The 24552-nt window shown below is 35.3% G+C and carries 27 protein-coding genes and 5 tRNA genes; 10 read left to right on the top strand and 22 right to left on the bottom strand.

The genetic code is table 11. The features are described 5' to 3' along the window. The first annotated feature begins 63 nt into the window (after positions 1-63). Positions 64-966, top strand: a complete 903-nt coding sequence (locus tag H277_RS18730; protein ID WP_019974749.1) for a ketopantoate reductase family protein — start codon at positions 64-66, stop codon at positions 964-966. Between the two features lie 37 nt (positions 967-1003). Here H277_RS18730 and H277_RS0106340 read toward each other — a convergent pair whose 3' ends face one another. After that, the gene (locus H277_RS0106340) at positions 1004-1918 is read right to left on the bottom strand and encodes a hypothetical protein (protein ID WP_019974748.1); all 915 of its coding nucleotides are present in this window, start codon (positions 1916-1918) and stop codon (positions 1004-1006) included. 210 nt (positions 1919-2128) lie between these two features. Between H277_RS0106340 and H277_RS0106335 the strand changes: the two genes are divergently transcribed. The 8 genes from H277_RS0106335 to H277_RS0106300 all read left to right on the top strand — a co-directional run bounded on the left by H277_RS0106335 (position 2129) and on the right by H277_RS0106300 (position 8744). Further along, the gene (locus tag H277_RS0106335; RefSeq protein ID WP_019974747.1) at positions 2129-3460 is read left to right on the top strand and encodes a site-specific integrase; all 1332 of its coding nucleotides are present in this window, start codon (positions 2129-2131) and stop codon (positions 3458-3460) included. Between the two features lie 4 nt (positions 3461-3464). After that, positions 3465-4223 (top strand): hypothetical protein, encoded by a 759-nt coding sequence (locus H277_RS0106330; RefSeq protein WP_026357447.1) that lies wholly within the window; start codon positions 3465-3467, stop codon positions 4221-4223. 145 nt (positions 4224-4368) lie between these two features. Beyond that, entirely contained in the window at positions 4369-4668 is a 300-nt protein-coding gene (locus tag H277_RS0106325; RefSeq protein WP_019974745.1) for a helix-turn-helix domain-containing protein, read from the top strand. Further along, the gene (locus tag H277_RS0106320) at positions 4668-5714 is read left to right on the top strand and encodes an AAA family ATPase (RefSeq protein ID WP_019974744.1); all 1047 of its coding nucleotides are present in this window, start codon (positions 4668-4670) and stop codon (positions 5712-5714) included. Before H277_RS0106325 ends, H277_RS0106320 begins: the two co-directional genes overlap by 1 nt. Before the next feature lie 72 nt (positions 5715-5786). Next, entirely contained in the window at positions 5787-6740 is a 954-nt protein-coding gene (locus H277_RS0106315) for a toprim domain-containing protein (protein WP_026357446.1), read from the top strand. Between the two features lie 70 nt (positions 6741-6810). Then, on the top strand, positions 6811-7173 hold the full coding sequence (locus tag H277_RS0106310; protein WP_019974742.1) for a plasmid mobilization protein: 363 nt from the start codon (positions 6811-6813) through the stop codon (positions 7171-7173). After that, entirely contained in the window at positions 7154-8065 is a 912-nt protein-coding gene (locus tag H277_RS0106305) for a relaxase/mobilization nuclease domain-containing protein (protein WP_019974741.1), read from the top strand. Before H277_RS0106310 ends, H277_RS0106305 begins: the two co-directional genes overlap by 20 nt. A 46-nt stretch (positions 8066-8111) precedes the next feature. Further along, positions 8112-8744, top strand: coding sequence for a hypothetical protein (locus tag H277_RS0106300; protein WP_244874883.1), 633 nt, complete (start codon positions 8112-8114; stop codon positions 8742-8744). A 134-nt stretch (positions 8745-8878) separates the two neighbouring features. On the opposite strand, the gene H277_RS0106295 is transcribed toward H277_RS0106300, so the two are convergent. From H277_RS0106295 to H277_RS0106260, 8 genes are all read right to left on the bottom strand, one after another. Further along, entirely contained in the window at positions 8879-9523 is a 645-nt protein-coding gene (locus tag H277_RS0106295) for an alpha/beta hydrolase (RefSeq protein ID WP_019974739.1), read from the bottom strand. A 317-nt stretch (positions 9524-9840) separates the two neighbouring features. Next, on the bottom strand, positions 9841-10155 hold the full coding sequence (locus tag H277_RS0106290; RefSeq protein WP_019974738.1) for a hypothetical protein: 315 nt from the start codon (positions 10153-10155) through the stop codon (positions 9841-9843). 137 nt (positions 10156-10292) lie between these two features. After that, positions 10293-10721 carry a hypothetical protein gene (locus tag H277_RS20490; RefSeq protein ID WP_244874882.1) on the bottom strand — a complete coding sequence of 143 codons (429 nt, stop codon included), beginning with the start codon at positions 10719-10721 and terminating at the stop codon, positions 10293-10295. Positions 10722-11145: 424 nt separating this feature from the next. Beyond that, positions 11146-11574, bottom strand: a complete 429-nt coding sequence (locus H277_RS0106280; RefSeq protein ID WP_019974736.1) for a DUF1801 domain-containing protein — start codon at positions 11572-11574, stop codon at positions 11146-11148. Next, positions 11567-12040, bottom strand: a complete 474-nt coding sequence (locus H277_RS0106275; protein ID WP_019974735.1) for a GyrI-like domain-containing protein — start codon at positions 12038-12040, stop codon at positions 11567-11569. The genes H277_RS0106280 and H277_RS0106275 overlap by 8 nt, the downstream gene beginning before the upstream one ends. Before the next feature lie 3 nt (positions 12041-12043). Further along, positions 12044-12805: a helix-turn-helix transcriptional regulator gene (locus H277_RS18725; RefSeq protein ID WP_033422610.1), complete on the bottom strand. Its 762-nt coding sequence runs from the start codon at positions 12803-12805 to the stop codon at positions 12044-12046. A gap of 156 nt (positions 12806-12961) precedes the next feature. Beyond that, the gene (locus H277_RS0106265; RefSeq protein WP_033422609.1) at positions 12962-13771 is read right to left on the bottom strand and encodes an MliC family protein; all 810 of its coding nucleotides are present in this window, start codon (positions 13769-13771) and stop codon (positions 12962-12964) included. 217 nt (positions 13772-13988) lie between these two features. Further along, positions 13989-14570 (bottom strand): MliC family protein, encoded by a 582-nt coding sequence (locus tag H277_RS0106260; RefSeq protein ID WP_019974732.1) that lies wholly within the window; start codon positions 14568-14570, stop codon positions 13989-13991. 260 nt (positions 14571-14830) lie between these two features. Between H277_RS0106260 and H277_RS0106255 the strand changes: the two genes are divergently transcribed. Continuing rightward, a complete protein-coding gene (locus H277_RS0106255) occupies positions 14831-15670 on the top strand; it encodes a tyrosine-type recombinase/integrase (RefSeq protein WP_026357444.1) in 840 nt (279 codons plus the stop codon). Between the two features lie 182 nt (positions 15671-15852). On the opposite strand, the gene H277_RS0106250 is transcribed toward H277_RS0106255, so the two are convergent. From H277_RS0106250 to H277_RS0106185, 13 genes are all read right to left on the bottom strand, one after another. Next, positions 15853-15927 (bottom strand) — tRNA-Pro (locus H277_RS0106250). A 19-nt stretch (positions 15928-15946) separates the two neighbouring features. Continuing rightward, positions 15947-16030, bottom strand: a tRNA-Ser gene (locus H277_RS0106245). Positions 16031-16049: 19 nt separating this feature from the next. Further along, a tRNA-Arg gene (locus H277_RS0106240) sits at positions 16050-16123 on the bottom strand. A 24-nt stretch (positions 16124-16147) separates the two neighbouring features. Beyond that, a tRNA-Pro gene (locus tag H277_RS0106235) sits at positions 16148-16222 on the bottom strand. A 48-nt stretch (positions 16223-16270) separates the two neighbouring features. Beyond that, positions 16271-16345: transfer RNA gene (locus H277_RS0106230), tRNA-Pro, on the bottom strand. 60 nt (positions 16346-16405) lie between these two features. Next, the gene (gene trpB, locus H277_RS0106225) at positions 16406-17590 is read right to left on the bottom strand and encodes a tryptophan synthase subunit beta (protein WP_019974730.1); all 1185 of its coding nucleotides are present in this window, start codon (positions 17588-17590) and stop codon (positions 16406-16408) included. Positions 17591-17602: 12 nt separating this feature from the next. Further along, positions 17603-18274 carry a phosphoribosylanthranilate isomerase gene (locus H277_RS0106220; RefSeq protein ID WP_019974729.1) on the bottom strand — a complete coding sequence of 224 codons (672 nt, stop codon included), beginning with the start codon at positions 18272-18274 and terminating at the stop codon, positions 17603-17605. Next, positions 18271-19056, bottom strand: coding sequence for an indole-3-glycerol phosphate synthase TrpC (trpC, locus tag H277_RS0106215; RefSeq protein ID WP_019974728.1), 786 nt, complete (start codon positions 19054-19056; stop codon positions 18271-18273). The genes H277_RS0106220 and trpC overlap by 4 nt, the downstream gene beginning before the upstream one ends. After that, positions 19053-20039, bottom strand: a complete 987-nt coding sequence (gene trpD / locus H277_RS0106210; protein WP_019974727.1) for an anthranilate phosphoribosyltransferase — start codon at positions 20037-20039, stop codon at positions 19053-19055. Before trpD ends, trpC begins: the two co-directional genes overlap by 4 nt. 4 nt (positions 20040-20043) lie before the next feature. Continuing rightward, positions 20044-20607, bottom strand: a complete 564-nt coding sequence (locus H277_RS0106205; protein ID WP_019974726.1) for an anthranilate synthase component II — start codon at positions 20605-20607, stop codon at positions 20044-20046. 3 nt (positions 20608-20610) lie between these two features. Further along, positions 20611-22005, bottom strand: a complete 1395-nt coding sequence (locus H277_RS0106200) for an anthranilate synthase component I (protein WP_019974725.1) — start codon at positions 22003-22005, stop codon at positions 20611-20613. Positions 22006-22188: 183 nt separating this feature from the next. Beyond that, complete coding sequence (locus H277_RS0106195) at positions 22189-22980, bottom strand: T9SS type A sorting domain-containing protein (RefSeq protein WP_019974724.1); 792 nt, start codon at positions 22978-22980, stop codon at positions 22189-22191. A gap of 727 nt (positions 22981-23707) precedes the next feature. Further along, complete coding sequence (locus H277_RS0106185) at positions 23708-24301, bottom strand: hypothetical protein (protein WP_019974722.1); 594 nt, start codon at positions 24299-24301, stop codon at positions 23708-23710. Positions 24302-24552 lie beyond the last annotated feature (251 nt).

Here is a 24552-nt window from a genome sequence, read left to right as displayed (position 1 = left end):
GACCTAAATTCTTAAATCTTGTTGATTTTATTCTAAATTTATCTTTCATTCAAATAATAAAAGATGAAGTCAATTTATTTTTTGGGCTTAGGAGCTTTAGGTGCAAAATATGCAGCCAGTTTTTATGATTATAATCCTGAAATTGTCCGTGTAATTGTAAACGAGGAGCGAAAAAATCGCTATCAAAATGAAGGAATCTTTGTCAATGGGAAGGGATATAATTTCAATTATGTCACCAAGGTTGAGGAAGGTAATTTTCCGGATTATATTTTTTTAGTGGTAAAAAGTTCACAGTTACCAACTGCAATAGAGGATATGAAACTCTTTGTTGGTGAGAATACGATGATTATAAGTTTAATGAATGGAATTTCGTCGGAGCGAATTTTAGCAGCACATTTTGGTTGGAATTGTGTTGTGAATGCTGTTGCTTATATGGATGCTGTAAAAAAGGAGAATCAAGTAACTTTTTCGAGTATAGGGAAAATTATTTTCGGAAAAATGGAAGAGGTTAACCGTGATAAATTAATCGATTTACATCAGTTGATGAATGAGGCGGAAATACCAAATCAATTATCCGATGATATTCAGAAAGCGCAATGGGCAAAGTATTTAGTGAATGTTGTAGGAAACCAGTTGACTTTCCTGTTAGAATTTCCTTATGGCGAATTCCGAACAAATCAGCACCTTGAAAGATTAATAGATTTAATCTCCAATGAAGTTCTGGCAGTGGGAAATGCACATGGTGTTGCGATAGGACAGGAAGAGGTAAATCGTATGAAGTCGACAATGAAAGTGATTGATGAAAAAGGAAAAACTTCTATGTTACAGGATCGCGAAGCAAAACGTTATTCTGAAGTGGATGAATTTTCGGGAGAAATTATTCAGTTGGGAAAACAATATAACATTCCGACACCTTACAATGAATTGATTTATAATATGGTAAAATCAATTGAAGAAACGTATTGATGTTTTTCTAAAGTCATTCTGAATAGAATGACTTTTTTTATTTAAAATCAATTGCTTCAGGGGAAGTAATTTTTTGAATAATGTAAATTCCTAACATAAAAAAGATGCTCATCATCAATGTTGCTAAAGGTAAAAGTTTGAGCGATTCTACCGGCATAATCATAGGTAAAATGACCATTGCATAAGCTGGCGGTAAACGTAGGTCAGTTAATTTTAATGTAATTGTAGCAGCGATTAAATTGACGAGTCCGATAATTATCCAGTTGTCTAGATAATGCATTGTTAAACAACCAATCAGTGCTAGAAAGGACATGGTAAAAATACGTTTTAGTCTTACAGATAGTTTTAATGTTGGGTTATTTAAAGACTCGAAAGCGATTACAATAACAGGAGGAATAGCCGAATATTGTTTAAAACCGCTAAAATAACATGCGGTGAACCAAATCATACACAAGCCAATTAACCATCTGTTGTGGCTTATATAAATCATTGGAACTGAGTTTTCGGTAGGTTTGATTTTGAATCCTTTTATACAACAAAAAAGAAGAAAGACAAATAAAAATAGCGCAAATAAAAACAGGAAAGAATGAGCATTTGTTACAATAGGTAATAAGCCTGTTGCTAATGCAGGAGCGAGCTGACTTTTAAATAATCGTAATACGATTAACATGGCTATTAAAACAAGGGCTAATTTGAAAGAAAATAGAATAGGTAGAAAATTAATTCCAAAACCTAAAATAGCTGTAATGGATGGAAGGAGGAAAATATGAAAAGGTCTTTGTAGCCATTTATTTTCACGAAATGTCAAAATTCCGATAGATAAAGCTGCGACTTCCGGTAAAATAATTTCTTTATCTTTATAAACAACTGCCGTTGCAATCATAATTAAAATAAAAAGAGAAGCAACTGAATAAGAGATGACAGATTCTTTATTACCTAAGATAGATTTCATGAGGTAAATGTATAAAAAAAACCTTTGTAAATATTACAAAGGTTTTGTCGGGGTGGCAGGATTCGAACCGTTATCATACTCTACTTTTACTTTTCTTATTTTAATCTGATTATTAGGTGTTTACACATTCTATTACTTATCTTTACCTAACCATGCAAAGGTGAAATATGGTAATATTAAGCATTTTTGTCCGAAATATGTCCGAGAAATATGAAAGTAAATTTTTATTTAGACAAGCCCTATAACCCCGATATTGCGCCTGAAAAGGTCAAACAGGAACTGGCAAAGATTGGAGGGAAAAAGAAAAACCTTGCACAGAAGTTCTGGAATCCATCGCCCACTGCGCTGTACCTCTTCTTTTCACCGGATAAATCCTGTAGGATAAAATACAGGACAAACTATAAGATATTGCCCAAAAGTTGGGATTTTGAAAAGGAAAGGCTTAAACCAAGTGCCAGCGGAGCGTTGGAATTCAATGTCGAGCTGAACAACCTTGCCAATCTCTGCATCCGGGAAGCAATGGGCAAAAAAGACAAAAACCAGTTTCTATCCAAGGAGGATTATAAACAGATCATACAGGGCTGTATCGACAGGGACAATGCGGTAAGCAACGAAATATCCATTTCCCGTCTAAAAATACAGTTCCTGTCCTATAAATCCAATTTTGTCAAAGAAGGCACATTAAAAGAATACAGGACGGTATTTAAAGGTCTGGAAGACTTTGAAAAACAGAAAGGTATAAATCTTGTCCTTAGGGAACTGGACAGCAAATTTCTTGACCAGTTTGAGGTATTCCTAAGCAAGAAGAGGAATACGAACGATGAAGAAAAGGAAGGTTTGCTAAATGACACCATACACAAATACATATCCACGCTAAAGGTATTCCTAAAGTGGTGCAACGACAATGATTATCTGGTGCATCCCGATGTTTTCAAAACGCAAAAAACAAATTTCAAGAAGAAAGCCTACAATGAGATCATTGCCCTGTCCGAAGCCGAAATAGAGAAACTGATGAACCATGATCTTTCGGACAGACCCAGTCTGGAAAGAGTACGGGATCTGTTCTGTCTATTGTGCTACACAGGGCAACGATTTGAGGATCTGATCAACTTCGATCCAAAGGATATAAAAAACAATGCTTGGGACTTTATTTCGGTAAAGGTCAAGAAAAGGGTAATCGTACCTTTTGAGGGGTACATAGCCCCTGCAAAGGATATTTTGGAACGTATCGGTTACAACGTACCCAAGATTTCCAACCAGAAGTTCAATGAATATATAAAGACAGTCGGAAAACTTGCCGGACTGGACGAGACCATCAAGATAACGAGGTATTCGGGCAAGCAAAAGCTGGTGATAGAAAAAAGGAAGTACGACTTTCTATCGAGCCATGTCGGCAGGCGATCAATGGTAACGAACCTGCTAAGCAGGAACGTACCGATCACCCTTGTGCAGAAACTAACTGCACATTCCGACATACGGACTTTAATGAAATATGAATCGGCAAGCACAGATTCGTTAATTGACGCACTCAATAAATTTTAAAATTATGGCAGACAGATTTTTTAAATACAAACAGGCTTTCAACTCTTCAAACCATTATTTCGATATCGGTCTCCCCTTATTGAGCTTTTTACAGCCCAGATCAATGTCAGACAAACACTTTGTGAACAAAGTGCTATTACTGCATCCAGAAAGATTCACGCCCTATTATGAATATCATTTAGATTACTTTTTCAAACAGAGTAAAAGTAAAAACGAAGAAAAATTCTTCAAAAAAGTGATCACTGTATGTGAAGATGAGATAGAACATTTCAGATCAAAGGCAAAAAACAGATCGTATTTCTGGGACGATAAGAAAAAATACGAAGGATATATCGAAAAGGTTGAAAACTTTATTGACAGGCTGAAATCACGTGACGTTTGGGGAATTATCGGTACCGAAAGTGAGCGAAACCAGAGATTGATACAAGAGATCAAAATCCTAAAACAACAACTGGAAGATTTTGTGGTAGCTCCTAAACATAAGATTAAAGTAAGGTGTGCCGATAAAAACCATCTGTTTAGCCTGTTTGAAGCTATTGGTGCAATTCCGAACACTTCTTTAGAACCTACCGATCAAGAAACTATGTTTTCCGAGCTTCCGTACAGAACATGGGCTAAGTTAGTTTCAAATCATTTCAAAATCAATGATGAAGAAATACCATTGGGAACCGCACTGAACTACTTTGACAGTACCACTTCACTAAGGGAAAAAGATCGAATTTTCGAAATTAAAGTATCCAAACGGAAACCAAAGAATAGCTGAATGACAGTTGTTTAGCATTTATTTTTGCCTTTCACCCCCCGAAAGGCATTATAAAATGGCCATAAAGCCAACTTTGCTCATGTTAATTCACTCGAAGAAAGTGGCCACGACTTCGGATCATTAAACATATAAACATGAGCAAAGTATGATTCAATTTGACCAAAAAGCCCTTAAAGATTGCATCAAGGATGCTGTAAGGGAAGAACTTCACCTTTTTATTTCAGATGTGCAACACACATCGAGCAACACCGAAACCCGGTCTTCCGAGAAACTATTGACCAAAAAGGAAATGGCGGACGAACTTGACATTTCACTCGTCAGCCTGACCGAGTGGATGAAGCAGGGACGTATCCCCTACATGCGTATGGGAAAGCGGATCTATTTCAAAAAACAGGAGGTAGTGGCTTCAATGGCCGGCTTCAACCGGAACAAAGGAGGTAAATAATGATCTCGTTTAACCAGGACACAGCCACGGCACTGGACAGGGCTATAGTAAAAATAACAGATGAATTTTTAGAACCTCCTATCATGATAACAATCAGCAATTCCGATTCCGTTATCGGTACATTAGGGAATTTCAGCGCATCCACGGGAAAGGCGAAGAGCAGGAAAACATTCAATGTGATTTCATTGGTGGCTGCTGCATTGAGCGGAAAACAGATATTACAATACAAGGTCAAAGTTCCCATAAACCGTCCATTGGTGCTGTACTGCGATACAGAGCAGAGCAAGTTCCATTGCCACAGGTTGCTTTCAAGGGTCTACAAGCTCATAAATTACCCGACAACGGAAGTCCATGAAAACCTAAAATTCATATCCTTGAGGGAATACCCCACCAAAGAGCGCATTAGTATCATCGAATATGCCCTGTCCAAATATGCGGGCAGGATAGGTCTGGTGATCATAGACGGGATCAGGGATCTTGTTTACGACATCAATAATGCAACGGAAGCGACTGAAATTACCGGCAAGCTGATGAAATGGTCACAGGAACTAAATATCCATATCCATACCGTGCTACACTTAAACAAGGGAGATGACAACACAAGAGGCCATTTGGGGACTGAATTGAACAATAAGGCAGAATCCATCTTACAGGTCACCAAAAGCGATCTGGATGCAAACTACAGCACCGTGGCCCCAAAGTTCATCAGGGATATCGAGTTTGAGCCATTTACCTTTTATATAGATGATGGTTTGCCCGTACTGGACGAGAACTTTGACCTGTCAGGCACTGCATCGAGAAAAGGGTTCGACTATCAGGAGCTTTCCAAAGAGAACCATCGGGAAGTGTTACAGGAAATGTTTAACGATAGCGAAATAACCTGCAGTTATGATGACTTTGTCCGAAGATTAAAGGACGCTTATCTAGCAAAAGGCTTCAATTTCGGCATCAATAAAGCCAAACAGCTAAAGACGTTTCTGGAAAACAAACGGATGGTCATCAAGAACGATAAGACCTACCGGTTTAATCCTGAATTCTATTACTAAAAAAACAGGTTTAGTTTAGTCCGCCCCTATATAGTATTAGACTAAACTAAACCTACTTAAAAGATTACGATTATGACATGTGATGAACTTAAGCGCATACCGCTCATATCCATATTAAATTACCTGCAGATTCCGTGTGCCAGAATGAACAGCCGTGAAGCATGGCTTAGAAATCCGTTCAATGGAGGAAACGAAAGAACCGCTTCGACAAAGGTGGATATACACAGAAATATCTGGTATTCGCATTCGGATGGTTTGGGAGGTAACAACATTGACTTCCTGATGAAGTTTTTGGATACGGAAAATCTATCAACTGTTTTGGATTGGGCTGATGAAAGAAAAAATATCCTTTCTTTTCACCAGCAGACCGTATTGGATAAAGTACCGATCATGCAACATGAAAATGAACGGGGGTACACCATCCTTTCCGTTAAGCCTCTCGGGAATAAAGCTCTGACGGACTATCTGACCGACGTACGCAAAATAGATATTGAAATTGCCAGAGCATACTGTCAGGAAATCTATTACAGGACGGCAAATGGACAGACGTACTTTGCCGTCTGTTTTAAGAATGATGCAGGTGGATACGAACTGCGCAACAGCTATGACAAACGCTCCCTATTGACAAAGGGGATCACTACGATCGGTAACGGTAGCAAAGATGTTGTACTGTTTGAGGGCTTCACAGATCTGCTGTCCTTTATGACGTTAAAAAAGAATGCAGGTAAGCCGTATCTAAATACGAACTTCTGTATCCTGAATACGACCGCCAATCTGCAAAAAGCATATCCATTCTTAGAGCGACATAACAGAATAACAAGCTATCTGGACACAGATAGCAGTGGTTTAAAATCGTACCACAGCTTGCGAAGCCATTTTAAGAAAACGCACACCGTAAAAAATGGAATGGAAGAACTGCAGAGGCAAGACAACAGGATCAAGGATGTCAATGACTACCTGATATTCAGATCACACAAAGAACAAATTCATAGCACCCAATCGGGAAGAAAGCTATCGAATAGGTAGGAAGCAAGGTTGTGTTTTGGTGACCCCAAAACCAATTGGCTCCCGATGGTCACAGCTAAAAAGAAACAAGATGAAAAATAACAAGAAAAAAGGCGGAAGACCCGCACTCGAAAATAAAAAACAGTTCAGGATCAATGTCCGTTTCGATGAAAGCGAACATAACAGAGTTTTGCATAATGCAAAAATTGCAGGTATGAGCAAATCGGAATGGGTACGCAAATCTGCGATCCTACGAAAAATTACACCTAGGTTTACCGAAGAACAATTGAAAGCTTTTAGGGCGATTACTGGGGCTTCGAACAATCTAAATCAGCTAACTAAAAAAGCACACCAGTCTGGACTGATTGAGGTGGCACAGGAATGCAAAAATACGATCCATCACATTAACCATTGTATCAATAAACTACTGCACCATGATAGCGAAGATAATTGAGGGCCGATCTTTCGGCGGATGCGTTGGATACGCCCTGAAAAAAGATAGTGAGATTATCCATGTAAATGGATTACGGACGGATTCGGCAAAGATCATCACACAGGACTTTAATTTTCAGCGGATGCTGAATCCAAGATTGGGCAAGGCAGTCGGACACATTATTCTTTCGTGGAATACAGAAGATAAAAACAAGCTGAATAATGACATCATGCTATCCGCAGCTAAGCGTTATTTATCAAAATTAGATATTAGGGATACCCAATGCTTAATGGTGCGCCACCACGACCGCCAACATGATCATATCCATATTATTTTTAATCGGGTAAACGATCATGGCAAAACTATCTCCAATAGCAATCAGCGGTATAAGAGCTTTAAAGCTTGTAAAGAATTAAATGCATTATATGGCTTTAAGCAGTCCGAAGGAAAACGAAATGTCAACAGAGGTAGACTGAAAGGTAATGATCTAACGAAATACCAAATTTACGACACCGTCAAGGCAGGCATACGACACAGTAAAAACTGGAAGGAACTACAAAATTATATCCGTTACAGAGGTGTGGAAATGCAGTTTAAATATAGATTGGGGTCGGATGAGGTTCAAGGTATTTCGTTCATCAAAGATGAACAGACATTTCGGGGTTCTGCCATAGACCGCTCATTGAGCTTCGGACAGATCGACAAGGCTTTAAATAGCATAGATAATTCTATTGAACTAAATCAAATTACTGGAAGCTATGTTTCGAAGGATCATTCTATAGACAGAAATATCGGAGAAACACTTGGTCACATAACATCAGCTTTATTTTCGAACCCTGAAATTACACCAGAGCAAGATGATCCGTTGATCAAGAAAAGAAAAAAGAAAGAGAATTACGGACTAAAACGTTAATACCATGAACACAGAATTAGAAAATATACAGCAACAGGTAAGCGCATTGCAGGAAAACACAGACTTGATCACGCAGGATATTGTACGAATAATGCCTACAATTGTCTCCCTACTTTCTGAAAATGAAAAGAAAATGCAGGAATTTCATGAAATGCGAGCAAAGGATCAGGAACTACTACAACAGATCAAGCAATTTATTAAAAGAGAAAACGATGTACTATCTAAGATCATTAACGATTATGGGACACTTCAGGATGTAGCTAATGAAATCTCCACAATAACTAGACAGGAATTAGCTGTATTAACAATCAAAGAAAAAGACATTGTTTCAAAGATAGCTGAAATTCCTGATCAGGTCATTGTAAAACATCATTACGGCATTGATCTCAAATCAACACCTCTGATCATTGTTATGATAGCATTATCTACCATTATTTCGCTAGGTCTCGGTGTTCTATACGAGAAGAACAAACAATTAGACGATAGAAAATCGTATGAAATGCGTTACCGAATGATAGAATTGGAGCTACCGCATGTAACATCGCATATCGATTCTACTTATTCTCTTAACCCTAAGAAATTCCATAATTTGGTGATTAAAAGAGAGGAAGAAAATAAACTATTAAACAGTATAGACCAAAAACGTCAGGAGATCAAAAACTTAAACAGTCCTGAATAACGTTCCGCGGCTATGCGCCGGGCGGGGCTTTTTACTAAATTAGTTCTTTTGAAAACGGCATTTCCCGCATCCGTCATCTGTCAACCGAAGACGGATTTCCCGCCTGGCGCATAGCCGCTGTTACCCACAGTTTTTTATTCCGTGTTGTAATTTCCATTCGCCCATTTTATACTCGGTTCAATCCATTCTTTTAGAGCTTTGAATATAAATCCGTGTTCCAATCCCGTATTGAGTTCTATTTCTTTAAAGTTCTCAATTTTACAAGTGGAATTTTCTTTTCGTTCCACGGCTGAAACTCCAAATGGGTCTGTTTTTTCGTAAATTGTCAAAATGTTCCCGCAATAATTGATTTCTGGTATGTTTTGAATATCAGAATTTCTAAAACTGGCAATAAATATAAAATTTAAATTGGGATTATTTGCCAAAGTTGAAACGTATTGAGCAATATATCCACCTTTTGAAGTTCCGATTACCGTGATTTTATTGGGTTTAGTTCCGTGTTTTATTAGGCTGTCAATTTGTTCAATTACTTCAATTGCGTAATTTCTCGCATTTACATTTCCGTTTCTTTTTTCGCTTATGACTGTAAATCCGTTATTTTCAAATTCAGTTATGATTTCACGATATTCAGTCCGTCCAAATTCAGGGTGTAATTCGTTTAAATCGTGTGTTTCTATAAATCGGTTGTGTAGGAAAAAAATAAATCGTTCTTCGTTTTTATTTCCGTACGCAAATAATGTTGAGCAAAATAAAATTCCGATTAATAGACTTATTTTCATTGATTTCGAGTTTCTTCAAATTGTGGGTAACGGTTTGCAGCTACACGCATGCAGGGATTTTTAGCACTGAACTTCTTACGAAGAACTGCACTTCAAATTTAGCACTTTCCAGTCCTACCAAGCACGAAACCCCTGCTTGCGTGTAGGTGCTGTTAGCGGATCGTTGTTTTCTATTGTCGCTCACTATGTTTTATCCATTTCTTATTTTCCACTCCATACGCAACCTTAGTTAAATGTTTACTTTTTAATCTTCCTCAGATTTCTGTATAAATATAAATAGTTGGATACTACGGTTCGATTTGTGCCAGTTATTTCGGTCAGATGATGCCTTTTTGGACTTCTTCCAATCGATTCCACAAGTCGGTATAGGTTGCATATCCGATATCTGGACCGTATCTATCGACATTTTCATTGAAAAACCATTCTTGTTTTTCTTGCTTTTCTGAGATTTTATCAGTTAAACTATCAGCTTTACTCTTAAGTGGTTCTATTTCCTTTTCCATTTTGGTAATCCTAAAGTCGATTGCTCCATTGTAAGGATATGTCCCAAGAAACGCTATCGTTGAAGCGAGTACACAAGTCAATAGAATCAAAAATTCTCTTGCTATTATTTTTTTTCTACTTAGTTTCATCATAAGTGTATTTCTGCATTACCGCCAACGGTCAAGTATAAGCGTAGTGCGGGTTTAGAAGCACTTCACTTTCGGTTTAACCATATGTTTGTTAATATTCAATTCGTTTAAATTTAGCACTTTCGCCCGCATTACGCTTATACATTGTTGGCAATAGTACTTTTTAGTTTATCATTTAAGCTCCTTATAAAATCTTTTCGTTTATCAAGTTCTTTTAGGTTGGTTTCGAATGTTTTTGTTTCTTTCAAATTCGGAAATGATAATTTACCTTTTGCAATTGAATATGTTATTAATACATTGAAGCAATTGTATAACAATATTAATTTTTGAATATTATCAGTTTTGGCAATCTTAAATCCAATTCGTTGAGCTGTCCTTTCATTGATTATGTAACTAGTACCACGAATTTTAATATTTTCAGACTTATTATTTTCATTCTCTTCAATAAGGTTTAAAAGTCCTTCTAAATATTGCTGAATTATAAAATTTGTTCTTTGTTTTCCATTCATCTTTTGGTCAATTACAAAAACATAATCAAATAAGGTTCCTCCGTGTATTTTAATCATTCCCCTTTTGCGTTTTTCAGATAGAAAGAGTGGTGAATAATAAATTAAACCTCCGCTTTTTTTTAAGGAAGGTGTATCAAAGAAAGGTGCAATTATAGATAGAGTTATTGGGAAAGTTAAAATCACAAATAAATACATTCCTGATTTCCAGGAAATATATAAGGAAGTCAGGATTATTATTAATGCAAAAAATCCAATCAAAAATTGAATCTGATTTTGTTCCTTATTTGATTTTATGTAAAATCCGTGTTTCAAATCATTTCTTGTATTATTGCCAACGGTTAGTATATGAAAAGTAGGCGATTTCGAAGCACGAAACTTTCGGTTAAGCACAAACTTTGATACAAGCCAAAAGCCTTGAATTTACTACTATTTCGCCTATTTTTTATATACATTGTTAGCCACTGGCTTTCTTTATTTAGTTTCATATTCCTAATGTAATCTGTTCTTTTACATTGTGATAAATCAAAGATGCTCTTATACATTCCTTTAATTCCAATTCAGGAATTTTTTCGTTTAATTTAAAGACGATTGCTCGTTTTCCCTCGAATTGAAATTTGTGGTCAAAGACTAACCTGAAAGTATCAACTAATCTACTCGTGCATTGGAAATACATTGCATATTGGTCAGGTGTTTTTTCTTTCCAATCCATTCGCAAAGTGCTTCCGTTTTTGGTAACAAAACTGGGCTCTCCCCATTTCAAAGTTTCTTCCAAAACAGTTACACCTTCGGTTTCTTCCGCTGTTTCTATTACCAATTCCCGAAGATGTTGCAATTTATCCCGAACAAAGTCGGGATAATTTGCAAAAACATCATTTACTCTTGGGTCTGTCTTTAAGGTTAGTTTACCCATTCGTTTCTTGTTTTATACCTACATAGAAATCTACTTCCGCATCAGAAGGATTTTGTGCTTTTTCCCCGAAAATCTCAAAATCGGCATCATAGGCTCTGTCCAATTCCATTTCAAATATTTTAGACCATTGGTTAACGACCAATCCTTGCATTAAGTCTCCTTTTGCAGTTGTCTTGGTGTATGTTCCTCCACTAAATGATTGACCGACCATTCCGCTGGGAATGTTGTCCAAATTTTCAACTTTGCAACCAAGTATTGCCGTATACGGTTTTGTGTGGTCACTTTCGTAGTCCGTATAAAGTGAATAAATTTCATTATCAACTTTATTTGGGATTTTTTCCAAAATACTCTCGGACATAAACTTACCCCAAAGTTCAGCAATTTCTTTACTTGCCTGTCCGTTCTCGTTTGTCGTTCTAATCGAGATTCCGATAATGTTAAAAGGTTCAATTTTTACTGTTTGCATTTTTTAAATTTTATGATTTAATGCAAAAGTAGATTGACCTTGTGCCAAAGGTGTGTCAGGGGTGTCCTTATATTTTTCACTACATTTTTCAAGGTATTCTTGCAAAGTCATTTTATGTGGTTCAAAATGACTACCCAAGATTTCTATTTTTTGGATACAATCAAGACGAAACGCTCTAAAGTCATTTCTTAATTTACAAAAGGCGATAAGTATCCAATTGTCCTGTGTAGTGTAAAGTGCAAACGGTTCAATTTTTCTTTGACTTTGCTTGTTTTCCAATGACAGGTAATCAATTTTTATTGTTTGATAATTTGATATAGTCGATTGAAGTTGTATCAGATATTTGCTTGTTTTTTCATTCTCACGATTATTGCGTACCTGTATTCTGTTAGTCAGCAATTCCGCTTTTTCTTTTTGGGCGTAGTTTAAGACTGACTTGATTTTTATTACAGCACTTTCGTATTGTTCGGTCAAAGATTGGTCTTTATTCTTTCTGATTAGTTGTTCTGCTGTTATTAAGGCGTTCGCTTCGCCTTGGGTAAACATAACTGGCGGAAGTTTATAACCTTCCATAATGGAATAACCTTTTCCTTCTTCCGTCACGATTGGAATTCCCGACTTCTCAAGAGTTCGGATGTCCCGATAAACCGTTCTGATACTTACATTATGTTTTTCGGCAATATCCTTTGCGGTTACAATCCTTTTCGATTGTAATTGGGTTAGGATAGCTGTCAATCTTGCAAGTCTTGGTTTTTCTTTATCCATTTGTTTTTTCAGCTTGTGGCTAACGGTCAAGTATAAGCGTAGTGCGGGATTTCGGAGCAATTCATTGTTCGCCCACAGCAAAATTTATTAAGAGCAAAAATGCTCAAATTTAGCCGTTTAGCCCGCATTACGCTTATACAATGTTGGCGGTAGTTTTTAATTCTTAAAGATTATTTTTCCGTCTTTTTTCAGTTCGTAATGATTTCCTTTGCCCGATAGTTCGTAGTGGTCGTTGGCGTACCAAATTCCTGAAGCTGCTTTTTTTTCTTTCAAGTCGATTTGCTCACCACCGTTCAAATAGGCTTTAACTGTGCCTTGGCTGTTGTTGAACGTCATATTCAACACATCTCCACTGTCGTTTTTTGCCTCGATGGCAACTTTCTTGTCGCGGTGTTCAAAAATTACCTTACCGTTATTTTTCAATGTGATGTCATTGCCTTTTCCTCTCAATTCGTAGTTTTCGTTTTTGTACCAAAATCCCGAAGCCGATTTCTGTTGTTGCATATTTATTTCTTCACCTCCGTTCAAATAAGCTTTTACAGTTCCCTGGGTGTTGTTAAAGGTCATATTCAACACATCACCTTTTCCGTTTTTGGATTGTATTGCTATGATATTGTCTTGATGTTCAAAGATGGTTTCTCCGTCTTTTTTAAGCGTAATATTGTTTCCTTTCCCACGTAACTCATATTGGTCGTTGGCATACCAAATGCCCGATGCAGCTCTTTTCCCAGCAAGTTCCGCTTTTTCTCCCCCATACTCAATGGTAACAATGTTTTTGGCATTGTTGAATTTCATCTTGAGCTCATTACCATTTTTGTCGGTAAGCGATTGGTTTACAAGGTTATCATTTGCACTTTCCACTTTTTCGGTGTTCGCCTTTTCAGCCTTGTCATTTTTTTTGTTTTGGTTGCAGGCCATAAATAATGTCATTGCTACTATTCCAATTGTCAGAATCTGGTTTTTCATTTTGTTATTCATTTTAAATTATTTAGTCTTTCTTTTTTTGTATAACCTGTTACTTCTGCTTTTGTTTTTATTCAAATTACCGCCAACGGTTTGAGTATTGCCGAAGGCGGGGATTTTTAGCACTAAAGTTCAATCGAAGGAAGAATGATAAACTTTGTACAAATCTCCAATCGAAGCCCTTTAACCCGCTTTTGGCAATACTATGTTAGCGGTAGTTTTAATTCTTGAATACTGTTTTTCCATCTTTTTGTAGCTCGTATTTGTCACCCTTGCCAGTAAGTTCGTAGTGGTCGTTCTTATACCAAATGCCTGATGCGGATTTTTGTTCAACAAGGTCAATTTGTTCGCCTCCGTTCAAGTATGCTTTAACCGTTCCTTCTGTATTGTTGAATGTCATATTTAAAACATCACCTTTGTCGCTCTTCGCTTCAATGGCAACCTTATCGTCTTGATGTTTAAAAATTACTTGGTCGTCTTTACTAAGTGTGATGTCGTTTCCTTTACCTATCAACTCGAGGTGGTCGTTTTTATACCAAATGCCAGATGCTGCTTTTTGGGCTGTAAGTTCTGCTGTTTCCCCTTTAAATGTTATTGTTACAATGTCTTTGGAGTTGTCGAAAGTCATATCAAGTTTATTGCCCGCATTGTCTGTTAGCGATTGGGTAACGATGTCGTCAGAAGACTTAGCAGTTACTTCGGTTTTTACCCCCTCAGTATTTTCTTGTTTTTGTTGCTGATTGCAAGAAGCCAGAAAAGTTGCAACTGTAATTGATGCAAGGATGAAAATTTGTTTTGTCATTTTATTTAATTTATGATGTTATACTACTCGTTTGGCTTTTAGGATCCGCCATTTTTATTTTGTCTATGTCGTGGTCGCAAAATTACCGCTAACATCTGTTTTAACGAAACGAATATACGGAAAATTTCGCTTAACCAACCCTATATACGTGTTTCGTTATTTGACTTTTCTTTCTACATAAGATATTGATATATTTGTATTTAAAAAATAAAACCGCACAAATAGCGAAACAAAATATTATAAAATACTATTTCCCTGATATGAATAGCGAAATCATACTTGAAACCTTCGAAAAGAGATTGCTGATGCAGAGATATGCTGGCAATACCATTAGATCGTACAAGGATTACGCTAGTATATTTCTTAAACATGTTAGCAAATATCCCTCCCTTGAAGAAATTCCACTGTCAGATATTGAGGCGTTTATAAACGAAAAAGTTCAAAATGGGAAAATTAGTGTTTCCTATCAAAAAGGATTAGTGGGCGCAATCAAGAAGATGTACGAACTGATATTGGACAAAAAAATCCAACTGGATTACTTATACCCGAAACGCTCATTTTCTAAATTACCTAAATTCTTTTCAAAAGAAGAAGTAAGAAATATTCTCGATAACACTCAAAATCTAAAACACAAGGCTATTCTGATGACAATCTATAGTTGTGGACTACGTCTTAGCGAACTGTTGAATCTCAAAATCAAAGACATAAAATCTTCCGATGGAATTATCAGAATCCATCAAAGCAAAGGTAATAAAGATCGGATTGTATCATTACCAGACAAATTGCTGGCGACTTTGAGACATTATTATCAAGCATTCAAGCCAAAGGAGTACCTCTTCGAAGGTGAGAAGGGTGGCAAGTATAGCGAACGAAGTGTACAGTTGATTCTGAAAAAAGCATTGATCAAAGCAAATGTTCAGTCGGAAGGCTCTGTACATACATTGCGACATTCTTATGCCACACATTTAATCCAATCAGGTATCGATATCCGAATTGTAAAAGAGTTATTGGGTCATGAAAATATAAAAACGACTATGATCTACACTCATATCACTGACATAGACAAGCAAAAGACTCCTAGCCCTCTTGATTTTTTATAAGAATAAGATGAACTTTTCACGCTCTATAGAAACAAGCATTATGTTCCAATCATTCTTTAAGAAGGGTTATTCTTCTAGCTTAACTTAACTTTGCTTAGGTTATTGAATAATCAATATTCAGATATAATTTGTCCGAAATGTGTCCGAAAAAAGAAAAAGCCACTGATTATCAGTGGCTTTTGTCGGGGTGGCAGGATTCGAACCTGCGACCTCCTGCTCCCAAAGCAGGCGCGATGACCGGGCTACGCTACACCCCGATTCGGTCATTTAAAAAAGCGGAGAGACAGGGACTCGAACCCTGGCATCGGTTTCCCGATGACAGATTAGCAATCTGCTCCATTACCGCTCTGGCACCTCTCCTGGTTTTAATAAAAACTTGTGATCCAGTCAGGATTCGAACCTGAGACCTACTGCTTAGAAGGCAGTTGCTCTATCCAGCTGAGCTACTGGACCGATCCAAAAATTCAATGAATTTTGTCGGGGTGGCAGGATTCGAACCTGCGACCTCCTGCTCCCAAAGCAGGCGCGATGACCGGGCTACGCTACACCCCGATTCGGTCTTCTTTTTGATAATTAAAATCTTTTCGGATGAAAATTTTGTCGGGGTGGCAGGATTCGAACCTGCGACCTCCTGCTCCCAAAGCAGGCGCGATGACCGGGCTACGCTACACCCCGATAGATTTCATTATCGTGGGTGCAAATTTAAGGCTACATTTGGGAGATATCCAAATATTTTTAAGAATATTTTTCTGAAACTTTCATATATGTTTCTAAATCTTTATCTCCTCGACCCGAAAGGTTCAGAATTACAATATCTTGCGGTTTAAAATCTATTTTTTCTAAAGCGGCTAAAGCATGAGAAGATTCTAATGCTGGAATAATTCCTTCCTCTTTTGTTAGCATAAATGCTGCTTTTAAGGCTTCGTCATCTGTTGCATTTAAGAATTTGGCTCTTCTTGTTTTGAACAAATGAGCATGTAAAGGACCAACTCCGGGATAATCTAGACCAGCAGAAATAGAATAGGGCTCAACAATTTGACCATCTTTATCTTGCATCAATAATGTACGGCTTCCGTGAATGATGCCTTCTGTTCCTTTAATGGTTGTTGCTGCTGTTTCGCCTGATTCTACACCTAATCCGGCAGCTTCTACTGTAATTAATTTCACATTTTCCTCCTCTAAAAAATGATAAAAAGCCCCTGCGGCATTACTTCCGCCACCTACACAAGCAATGACATAATCAGGATTTTCTTTTCCATATTTTTCTTTCATCTGAGTTTTAATTTCTTCTGAAATAATGGCTTGGAATTTTGTGACCATCGCCGGGTAAGGATGAGGACCTACAACCGAACCAATGATATAAAAGGTTTCAGGATGATTGATCCAGTAACGAATGGCTTCATTGGTTGCATCCTTCAACGTTTTACTTCCTGATGTTGCAGGAACAACTTCAGCACCTAACATTTTCATGCGGGCTACATTTGGAGCCTGGCGTGCAATGTCAATTTCACCCATAAAGACAATACATTCTAATCCCATTAATGCACAGACTGTAGCGGTTGCAACACCATGTTGTCCTGCACCGGTTTCCGCAATAATCTTTGTTTTTCCCATGCGTTTTGCCAAAAGTGCTTGGCCAATTGCATTGTTGATTTTATGTGCGCCTGTATGGTTTAAATCTTCACGTTTTAGCAGGATGTTTGTTTTGTACTTTTTAGAAAGATTTGGAGCGAAATATAATGGGCTTGGACGACCTACATAATCTTTTAACAATAGATTAAATTCATCTTTAAAGGCTTTTGTATCTGCATATTGTTTTAAAGCTTGCGACAATTCTTCACAATTATGGTGCAATAATTCAGGGATAAAAGCACCTCCAAATTCACCATAAAAACCTCTTTCGTCAACTTCGTATTTCATTTTGTTTGTCTTTTAATTTTGTTCAAATCGTCCATCAATTGTATCGATAAACTGTTTTATTTCGTCAATTTTTTTTATACCCGGTTCAGACTCGAAACCACTGTTAATATCAAATCCGATACATCTTGGATGTTGAAAATTTTTTAGAAGAAAAGCGTCTTCAAGTTTTATTCCGCCACTTAATAAAAAAGGTGTTGATAACTGATAGTTTATTAACAATTTCCAATCGAATTTATATCCTGTTCCGCCGTAATTAGCAGATTTTGTATCAAATACAAAACTATCAACAACTTGTTGATAAGTGGTTAATTGTTGAAAATCTTTTTCATTTTGAATCCCAATCGCTTTCCAAATTTTAAAATCCAAAAAATTTTCATCTGTCAATAATCGTTGATGTTTTCGATTGATTAATTCTTCACAAAAATCTGCTGTTTCATCACCGTGTAATTGCACAATATCTAATTTATATTGTTCAACTTTTTCGAGAATATTTTCGATCGATTCATTCACAAAAACGCCAACTTTTTCAGCGTTTGGAAAAACTTCAAAAATAGATTCATCTTCAACAAAACGCTTTGATTCTGGATAGAAAATAAAGCCAACATAATCAGGTTCGATTGCTGCAATTTCTTTAAAATTTTCTAGGTTATTATTTCCGCAAACTTTTACTTGAAAACGTTTCATTTCGATTCTTTTACAAATTGTTCAAAAGCTTCGGTTGGATGTTCAGCTTTCATAAAATTTTCTCCAATCAAAAAGGCTTGAAATCCTGCTTGTCGTAATTCTTTTACTGTTTTTGGATCAGAAATTCCACTTTCAGCAACTTTGATTAAATCTGTTGGTAATTGTTTCAAAATTTGTTTTGATTTCTCAAGATCAACTTCAAAGTTTTTTAAATTCCGATTATTAATTCCAATTAAATCGATAAACTCATTTATTTTTTCCAATTGATCTTCCGAATGCAATTCCAACAAAACTTCTAAACCAATTTCTTTTGCTGTTTTGGCTAAATTATACACTTCATTTTTCGTCAAACATTCTGCAATTAACAACATCAAATCGGCACCAATTGCTTTGGTTTCGTACACTTGGAATTCATCTACAATAAAATCCTTTCGAAGAACAGGAATGTTTAAAACCTCTTTTGCTTGTTGCAGATCATCAAAACTTCCTCCAAAAAATTGTTCATCAGTCAAAACGGAAACAACAGAAGCTCCAAATTTTTCATAACCCGAAACGACACTTTTTACACTTGCCTCTTCATTAATCACCCCTTTTGAAGGAGATTTACGTTTAAACTCAGCGATAATTCCGGATTTTGTTCCATCTAGAATAGAAGCTTTGGCAGATTTAACAGGCAGAATAAAATTTTCTGAATTTCTAAAATCTTCAATTGAATGAGTTTTTTGCTTTTCTAAAATTTCTTTGCGTTTTTGTGCAACGATTTCATCTAATTTATTTTTCATAGTTTCATTAATTTTTGGAAGGAGTTTAATGCCTTTTTACTTTCTAAACTTTCGTTTGCGATTGCTACGCACTCGATTAAATCTTTGGTTGGATAAATAGTTTTTAAGGCTAAAGCTGCATTTGCTAAAACCACTTCTTTTTGAGCTTTTGTTGAAGTTTCCTCTAAAACACTTAAAAATATTTTTGCATTCTCTTCAATCGATTTTCCTCCTTCTATTTCATCTGGCTGAAGAGTACTCAATCCGAAATCTTTACTTTCTAAAATAAATTCTCCTGAATTGTTGTATACTTTTGTTGGTGACGTTAATGAAATCTCATCATAACCAGCCAAAGCTGTTGAAATAGAGTAATTAATGCCTGAATTTTGCATGACATAATGATATAAACGAGCGGTTTTTATATCATAAGTTCCTAAATTTTGAAATTGAGGTTGCACAGGATTCACCAAAGGTCCCATCAAATTGAAAAATGTTTTGACTGCTAAGCCTTTTCTAATCGGTGCTACTTTAGCTAATGCAGGATGAAAAAGTGGTGCATGTAAAAAAGTAATTCCTACTTTTTCGTATTCACGTTTTAATTGCTCTTGATGAGTAGAAAATTTGTAGCCAAAATAATCCAGCATATTTGAAGAACCGCTTATGGATGAAGCACCATAATTTCCTTGTTTGATAATTTTTTCACCAGCACCAGCCAATACGAAAGCACTTAACGTCGAAATATTGAATGTATCTTTTCCATCACCGCCTGTACCCACAATATCAATTGCTTGTTTGGGTAAATCTATTTTAATGCATAAATCTAATAATGCCCGGCGATAACCTTTTAATTCGTCTAAGGTTATGTTGCGCATATTAAAAATAGTTAGAAATGAAGCTAATTCAATAGTTGAATACTTTTCTTCTGAAATTTCTACCATAATTTGGTAGGCTTCTTCTTCGCTCAACGTATAATTTTCGAATAATAAATTTAATAATTTTTTCATCGTTTTAAGCGCCTAACCAGTTCTTAATCATTTCGTCTCCAAATGGTGTCAAAATTGACTCAGGATGAAATTGAACACCTCTTACATCAAAAATTTTATGACGCAAAGCCATTATTTCTCCTTTTGGACCCACAGCTGTAATTTCTAATTCTTCAGGAAAATTCTCATTTGAAACGACCCAGGAATGATAGCGCCCTACTTCTAAATTTTGAGGTAAATTTTTGAATAATATTTCGTCTTTAATGATTTCAATATCAGATTTTACACCGTGAAACACTTCTTGTGTATTCAATAAAGTTCCTCCAAAGACTTCTCCAATTGCTTGCTGCCCCAAACATACTCCGAATATTGATTTTGTAGGGGCGTATTTTTCGATGATTGGTTTTAACAAGTTAGCCTCATCCGGGACTCCAGGGCCGGGAGAAAGTAATATTTTATCATATAGATTAACTTCTTCCAACGAAATTCCATCGTTTCGAACAACAGTAATGTCATGCGCATATTTTTTTAATGAATGCACTAAATTATAAGTGAACGAATCGTAATTATCGATAACTAAAATTTTCATAATTTATAGATTTTGAGCGATTTCTATTGAGCGACGAAGTGCTCCTAATTTATGATTGACTTCTTGTAATTCATTTTCCTCGACAGATTTTGAAACAACACCTGCACCAGCCTGAAAATACAAGGTGTTTTGTTTGCTTACGAATGTACGAATCGCAATTGCCATATTGATGTCACCATTAAATCCTAAATAACCAATTCCTCCTCCATACACTCCACGGTTTTGATTTTCGTAAGTGTCTAACAATTCCATTGCTTTGAATTTTGGTGCGCCAGAAAGAGTGCCGGCCGGAAAAGAGTCTGCAAAAACTTTCATTGTATTAACATTAGGATCTAATTGAGCCGTAACTTTTGAAACCATGTGAATAACATGAGAGAAATATTGAATTTCTTTGTATTGGGCAACTTTTACGTCAGAAGAGTTTCTACTCAAATCATTTCGAGCCAAGTCGACTAACATGACATGTTCCTCGTTTTCTTTAGGATCTGCAATTAATTTTTCAGTCAATTCTCTATCCAAGGAAGGGCTACCTGTTCTGCGAACAGTTCCAGCGATTGGATGAATTTCGGTATGATTATGCTTGATGATAATTTGAGCTTCCGGTGATGAACCAAAAATTTTATAATTTCCGTAATCAAAATAAAACAAATAAGGAGAAGGATTCACAGAGCGTAAAATGCGGTACACATTAAACTCATCTCCAGAAAATTTCTGCTTAAATTGTCTTGAAGGAACAATCTGGAAAACATCTCCTCTGAAACAAGACTGCTTACATTTTGTCACCATTTCTTTGAATTCTTCGTCTGTTAAATTGGATTGTATTTCACTTTCAACATTAAAAGGATATTCGATGATTGACTTGTTATAAACGACACTTTTGATCTCAGAAAATTTAGACGTTGTTTCGTTATTTTGGTATTCGATAAATTGAATCTCATTGTGAAAATGATTGAATACCACAATATTTTGATAAAACGAATAGGAGAATTCCGGAATTGTAGCTTCGTTACCTTCTGACGAAAATTTAATGGTTTCGAAATGTGGAATGGCATCCCAGGCAATGTAGCCAAATAAACCATTTACAGGTAAATCTTCCCCATTTTTGATGAAAAATTGTGTTGTAAATTCTTTGAACTTTTCTGTCAATTCTTGCCCATTTAAAGCGTATTCTTTTGTTTCACCATTTGCGTATATTTCATCCACAATTCCGTTTGTTACACTGAATGTTGCAATAGGGTTAAGGCAAATAAAAGAGTTTGCATCTGTGTTTGAATGATAATCAGAACTTTCTAATAATAAGGCATTTGGGTAAATATCCCTCAGCTTTAAATACAGTTGAACCGGAGTCGTTAAATCTGCTAAAACAGTTTCTTTTTGTATGTTAAAAGTTAAATTCATTTGTTAAATATTTAGGTTTAGAGCACAAAAAAAAGGCTTGTCGGTTCCGACAAGCCTTTTCTACATATAACTACATAGAGGTCTTACGAACCAACGTTTTGCTGTTCGATAAACCACCACCAGTTATTTGTGAATAATGTTTTCATTGAGGACAAATTTAGAAAGGATTTTGAATTGTACAAATTATTTTTTGATAAATTTTGAATTTGTCTTTCCATTCTCATTTTCAACCTCTACGATATAAATACCTTTTGGCAAATGATTAACCTGTACAGAAATCTTCTTTTCATTTATAGTATAAGATTCAATGGTCTTCCCGGTTAAGTCGATTATTTTGATTGAATTTTTGTTGACATCTGTTTCTATATTCAAAATATCTACAACTGGATTAGGGTAAATTTTAACACCTGTTTTATTGATGTTTACTGTTGTTAAACTTCTTTCACAAGGCTCTGTTGAGGTTGTAAGATTAAAAGGAATCTCTTTTTCTTGTAGATAATCGTAATATGTATTTCCATACAGTTGTTTAAATTTATTGATATCATCTACAATAAATTGTGGAGAGAAGTTGTTACGGGATTGTAAAAATAAAAAATCTGGAGTAAGTTGGTTATTTCTAATATCAATGACTTCTGGCATTGTTCCAATAAATCCAAGATATTCTAAGTCTGTATTACAAAGATTAAGAATTCCTTCAAAATTATTTTTAATTCGTGAATTCCAATCTCCAAAACTTAAAACCTTTAAAGAAGGTTTGTTTAACTTATTCGTTAAAGTAAAATCAATAGGAATATTATTAAAATCTAAATAACTTAACTTATTTAAATCTTTAAAATCATTTTCTTTAAATTTTAGAGAATTTGTGCTTTCGGGATCATCATAATTCATAAAAACTAAATTTTCCAAATTTACATTTTTAGAAAAATCTACTTTAGGAAGATGTTTTTTGTAATTGTATGTAACTTGTAAATCCATCTTAAATTTTTTAATATATTGATTATCAATATTTATTTATCACTCATTTCAAAAGGGGGAACCAAAAGGGGAACCCATCTTTTAACTAACATGTTTTTACAAATATAGAAAAACATGACAATTTAAATCCATTTTAGAGCTTCTAAAATAAAAAAATCTACTTAGTTGTCTAAGTAGATTTTAACAGCGAAATTTATGCTTGCTCCGTAAATTTAATAAGGTCTTCTTCAAAACAGTATCTATGAGTAGAGCCTTCATCTCTTCTCAGTTTTAATCCTGCTTTTTCACGCTTTCGAAGCGTCGTATCACTATTAATACCTAGGTAACTTTTTATTTCGTCTGGATACAATTTTCTCTTTAACATCTTTAAGATTATTAAAAAACACTTACATCACTCAGTAAAATGTTATTGTGATTAATCCTATAAACGGATTACTTCCATAAAGGAAGACCTCACAGGAGGTAACTTATAACAATAGTACCTGATAATTTTTCTCCCTCCAAAAAAAATGAAGTTTTTTTTAAAAAATTCTTTAAGTGAGATAAACATGTTGTTATGCCTATCCATAACAACACTTAATATGCATTTAGATATAATTATCCCTACATATAATGTAGTTATCATTTGTTTTAAAAAAAAATAAGCCATTAGTATTTAATATTATAACAGAAAATATTAATTATATATTTCAAAAATTAATATACTTTTAAGAATTATGCTGTTTTTTTAATCAAATAAGAATACTGGCAAGTCACCTCCTAAACGATCATATCCCTTACTAATATAATCTACAAACGCTTCCTCATCAATAATTTTTCTTATTCTTACTGAAGATTTATGTTCTCCGGTTGAAGAATCGTAAAACTTATTACATTTTCTCTGGAGATGATGATTTATTATAAAATTAATGTATTTTCTAACTATTCTATAACTACCATGAATTCCCATATGTAGATGATTATCATATTTTCCACCGCTCTCAATCTTATAAACAAGATCATATTCTGTGTAATGGCGGAATAATGAAACTATTTCTGAATAGTATGCATAATCAGTGTTATCATCAAAATTAACACTAACTTCAATATTAAAATAGCTTTCTTTTTTAATTTTCTTTTTTGGTTTCCGGATACGATATGCTAATAATTCAATTGAAGATACTTCTATTAACCACATCTGTTTACCATTTCTTGTAGTTCCAATTTCAACATAATCTTCTCTATTAGTAAATGCTTCGTGTGCTCTTCTTCTTAATTGTCTTTCTCCTAAATTTGATAATCCATTATCTAAAAAATATTTTATTGGTTTATAAATTTTCATATTCTTTTTATATTAAACTGGCGCGAACTTCGTTCACACAATAACACATGGTGCCCATGTTGACTCATGTCTTTAATATAAATAGCAGGACTTAGTGAAAAAGTAAATGTCTTAATAAAAAAAATTTGGAAACATTTTATAACAAGTTGGTAATCAGAAACTACATTAGCATATTTTTTTTATTTATTTTAATTAATAATTATTAAAAATTATAAGGATTCACATAATATTAAATTATGTCCTAATACATT

This window comes from Empedobacter brevis NBRC 14943 = ATCC 43319 (genome assembly GCF_000382425.1).
GTDB lineage: Bacteria > Bacteroidota > Bacteroidia > Flavobacteriales > Weeksellaceae > Empedobacter > Empedobacter brevis.
Note: the sequence above shows the minus strand (reverse complement) of the source record. Positions and strands in the feature narration are given on the sequence as shown.

What these genes read in the sequence shown, in the direction of transcription:
- H277_RS0106305 (WP_019974741.1), top strand. Translation starts at nt 7,154, where the DNA reads ATGATAGCGAAGATAATTGAGGGCCGATCTTTCGGCGGATGCGTTGGA.
- H277_RS0106295 (WP_019974739.1), bottom strand. Translation starts at nt 9,523, where the DNA reads ATGAAAATAAGTCTATTAATCGGAATTTTATTTTGCTCAACATTATTT.
- H277_RS0106205 (WP_019974726.1), bottom strand. Translation starts at nt 20,607, where the DNA reads ATGAAAATTTTAGTTATCGATAATTACGATTCGTTCACTTATAATTTA.
- H277_RS20490 (WP_244874882.1), bottom strand. Translation starts at nt 10,721, where the DNA reads ATGATTAAAATACACGGAGGAACCTTATTTGATTATGTTTTTGTAATT.
- H277_RS0106340 (WP_019974748.1), bottom strand. Translation starts at nt 1,918, where the DNA reads ATGAAATCTATCTTAGGTAATAAAGAATCTGTCATCTCTTATTCAGTT.
- trpB (WP_019974730.1), bottom strand. Translation starts at nt 17,590, where the DNA reads ATGAAATACGAAGTTGACGAAAGAGGTTTTTATGGTGAATTTGGAGGT.
- H277_RS0106260 (WP_019974732.1), bottom strand. Translation starts at nt 14,570, where the DNA reads ATGACAAAACAAATTTTCATCCTTGCATCAATTACAGTTGCAACTTTT.
- trpC (WP_019974728.1), bottom strand. Translation starts at nt 19,056, where the DNA reads ATGAAAAATAAATTAGATGAAATCGTTGCACAAAAACGCAAAGAAATT.
- H277_RS0106325 (WP_019974745.1), top strand. Translation starts at nt 4,369, where the DNA reads ATGATTCAATTTGACCAAAAAGCCCTTAAAGATTGCATCAAGGATGCT.
- H277_RS0106315 (WP_026357446.1), top strand. Translation starts at nt 5,787, where the DNA reads ATGACATGTGATGAACTTAAGCGCATACCGCTCATATCCATATTAAAT.
- H277_RS0106220 (WP_019974729.1), bottom strand. Translation starts at nt 18,274, where the DNA reads ATGAAACGTTTTCAAGTAAAAGTTTGCGGAAATAATAACCTAGAAAAT.
- trpD (WP_019974727.1), bottom strand. Translation starts at nt 20,039, where the DNA reads ATGAAAAAATTATTAAATTTATTATTCGAAAATTATACGTTGAGCGAA.
- H277_RS0106200 (WP_019974725.1), bottom strand. Translation starts at nt 22,005, where the DNA reads ATGAATTTAACTTTTAACATACAAAAAGAAACTGTTTTAGCAGATTTA.
- H277_RS0106290 (WP_019974738.1), bottom strand. Translation starts at nt 10,155, where the DNA reads ATGAAACTAAGTAGAAAAAAAATAATAGCAAGAGAATTTTTGATTCTA.
- H277_RS0106310 (WP_019974742.1), top strand. Translation starts at nt 6,811, where the DNA reads ATGAAAAATAACAAGAAAAAAGGCGGAAGACCCGCACTCGAAAATAAA.
- H277_RS18730 (WP_019974749.1), top strand. Translation starts at nt 64, where the DNA reads ATGAAGTCAATTTATTTTTTGGGCTTAGGAGCTTTAGGTGCAAAATAT.
- H277_RS0106185 (WP_019974722.1), bottom strand. Translation starts at nt 24,301, where the DNA reads ATGAAAATTTATAAACCAATAAAATATTTTTTAGATAATGGATTATCA.
- H277_RS0106265 (WP_033422609.1), bottom strand. Translation starts at nt 13,771, where the DNA reads ATGAAAAACCAGATTCTGACAATTGGAATAGTAGCAATGACATTATTT.
- H277_RS0106330 (WP_026357447.1), top strand. Translation starts at nt 3,465, where the DNA reads ATGGCAGACAGATTTTTTAAATACAAACAGGCTTTCAACTCTTCAAAC.
- H277_RS0106195 (WP_019974724.1), bottom strand. Translation starts at nt 22,980, where the DNA reads ATGGATTTACAAGTTACATACAATTACAAAAAACATCTTCCTAAAGTA.
- H277_RS0106275 (WP_019974735.1), bottom strand. Translation starts at nt 12,040, where the DNA reads ATGCAAACAGTAAAAATTGAACCTTTTAACATTATCGGAATCTCGATT.
- H277_RS0106280 (WP_019974736.1), bottom strand. Translation starts at nt 11,574, where the DNA reads ATGGGTAAACTAACCTTAAAGACAGACCCAAGAGTAAATGATGTTTTT.
- H277_RS18725 (WP_033422610.1), bottom strand. Translation starts at nt 12,805, where the DNA reads ATGGATAAAGAAAAACCAAGACTTGCAAGATTGACAGCTATCCTAACC.
- H277_RS0106335 (WP_019974747.1), top strand. Translation starts at nt 2,129, where the DNA reads ATGAAAGTAAATTTTTATTTAGACAAGCCCTATAACCCCGATATTGCG.
- H277_RS0106320 (WP_019974744.1), top strand. Translation starts at nt 4,668, where the DNA reads ATGATCTCGTTTAACCAGGACACAGCCACGGCACTGGACAGGGCTATA.
- H277_RS0106255 (WP_026357444.1), top strand. Translation starts at nt 14,831, where the DNA reads ATGAATAGCGAAATCATACTTGAAACCTTCGAAAAGAGATTGCTGATG.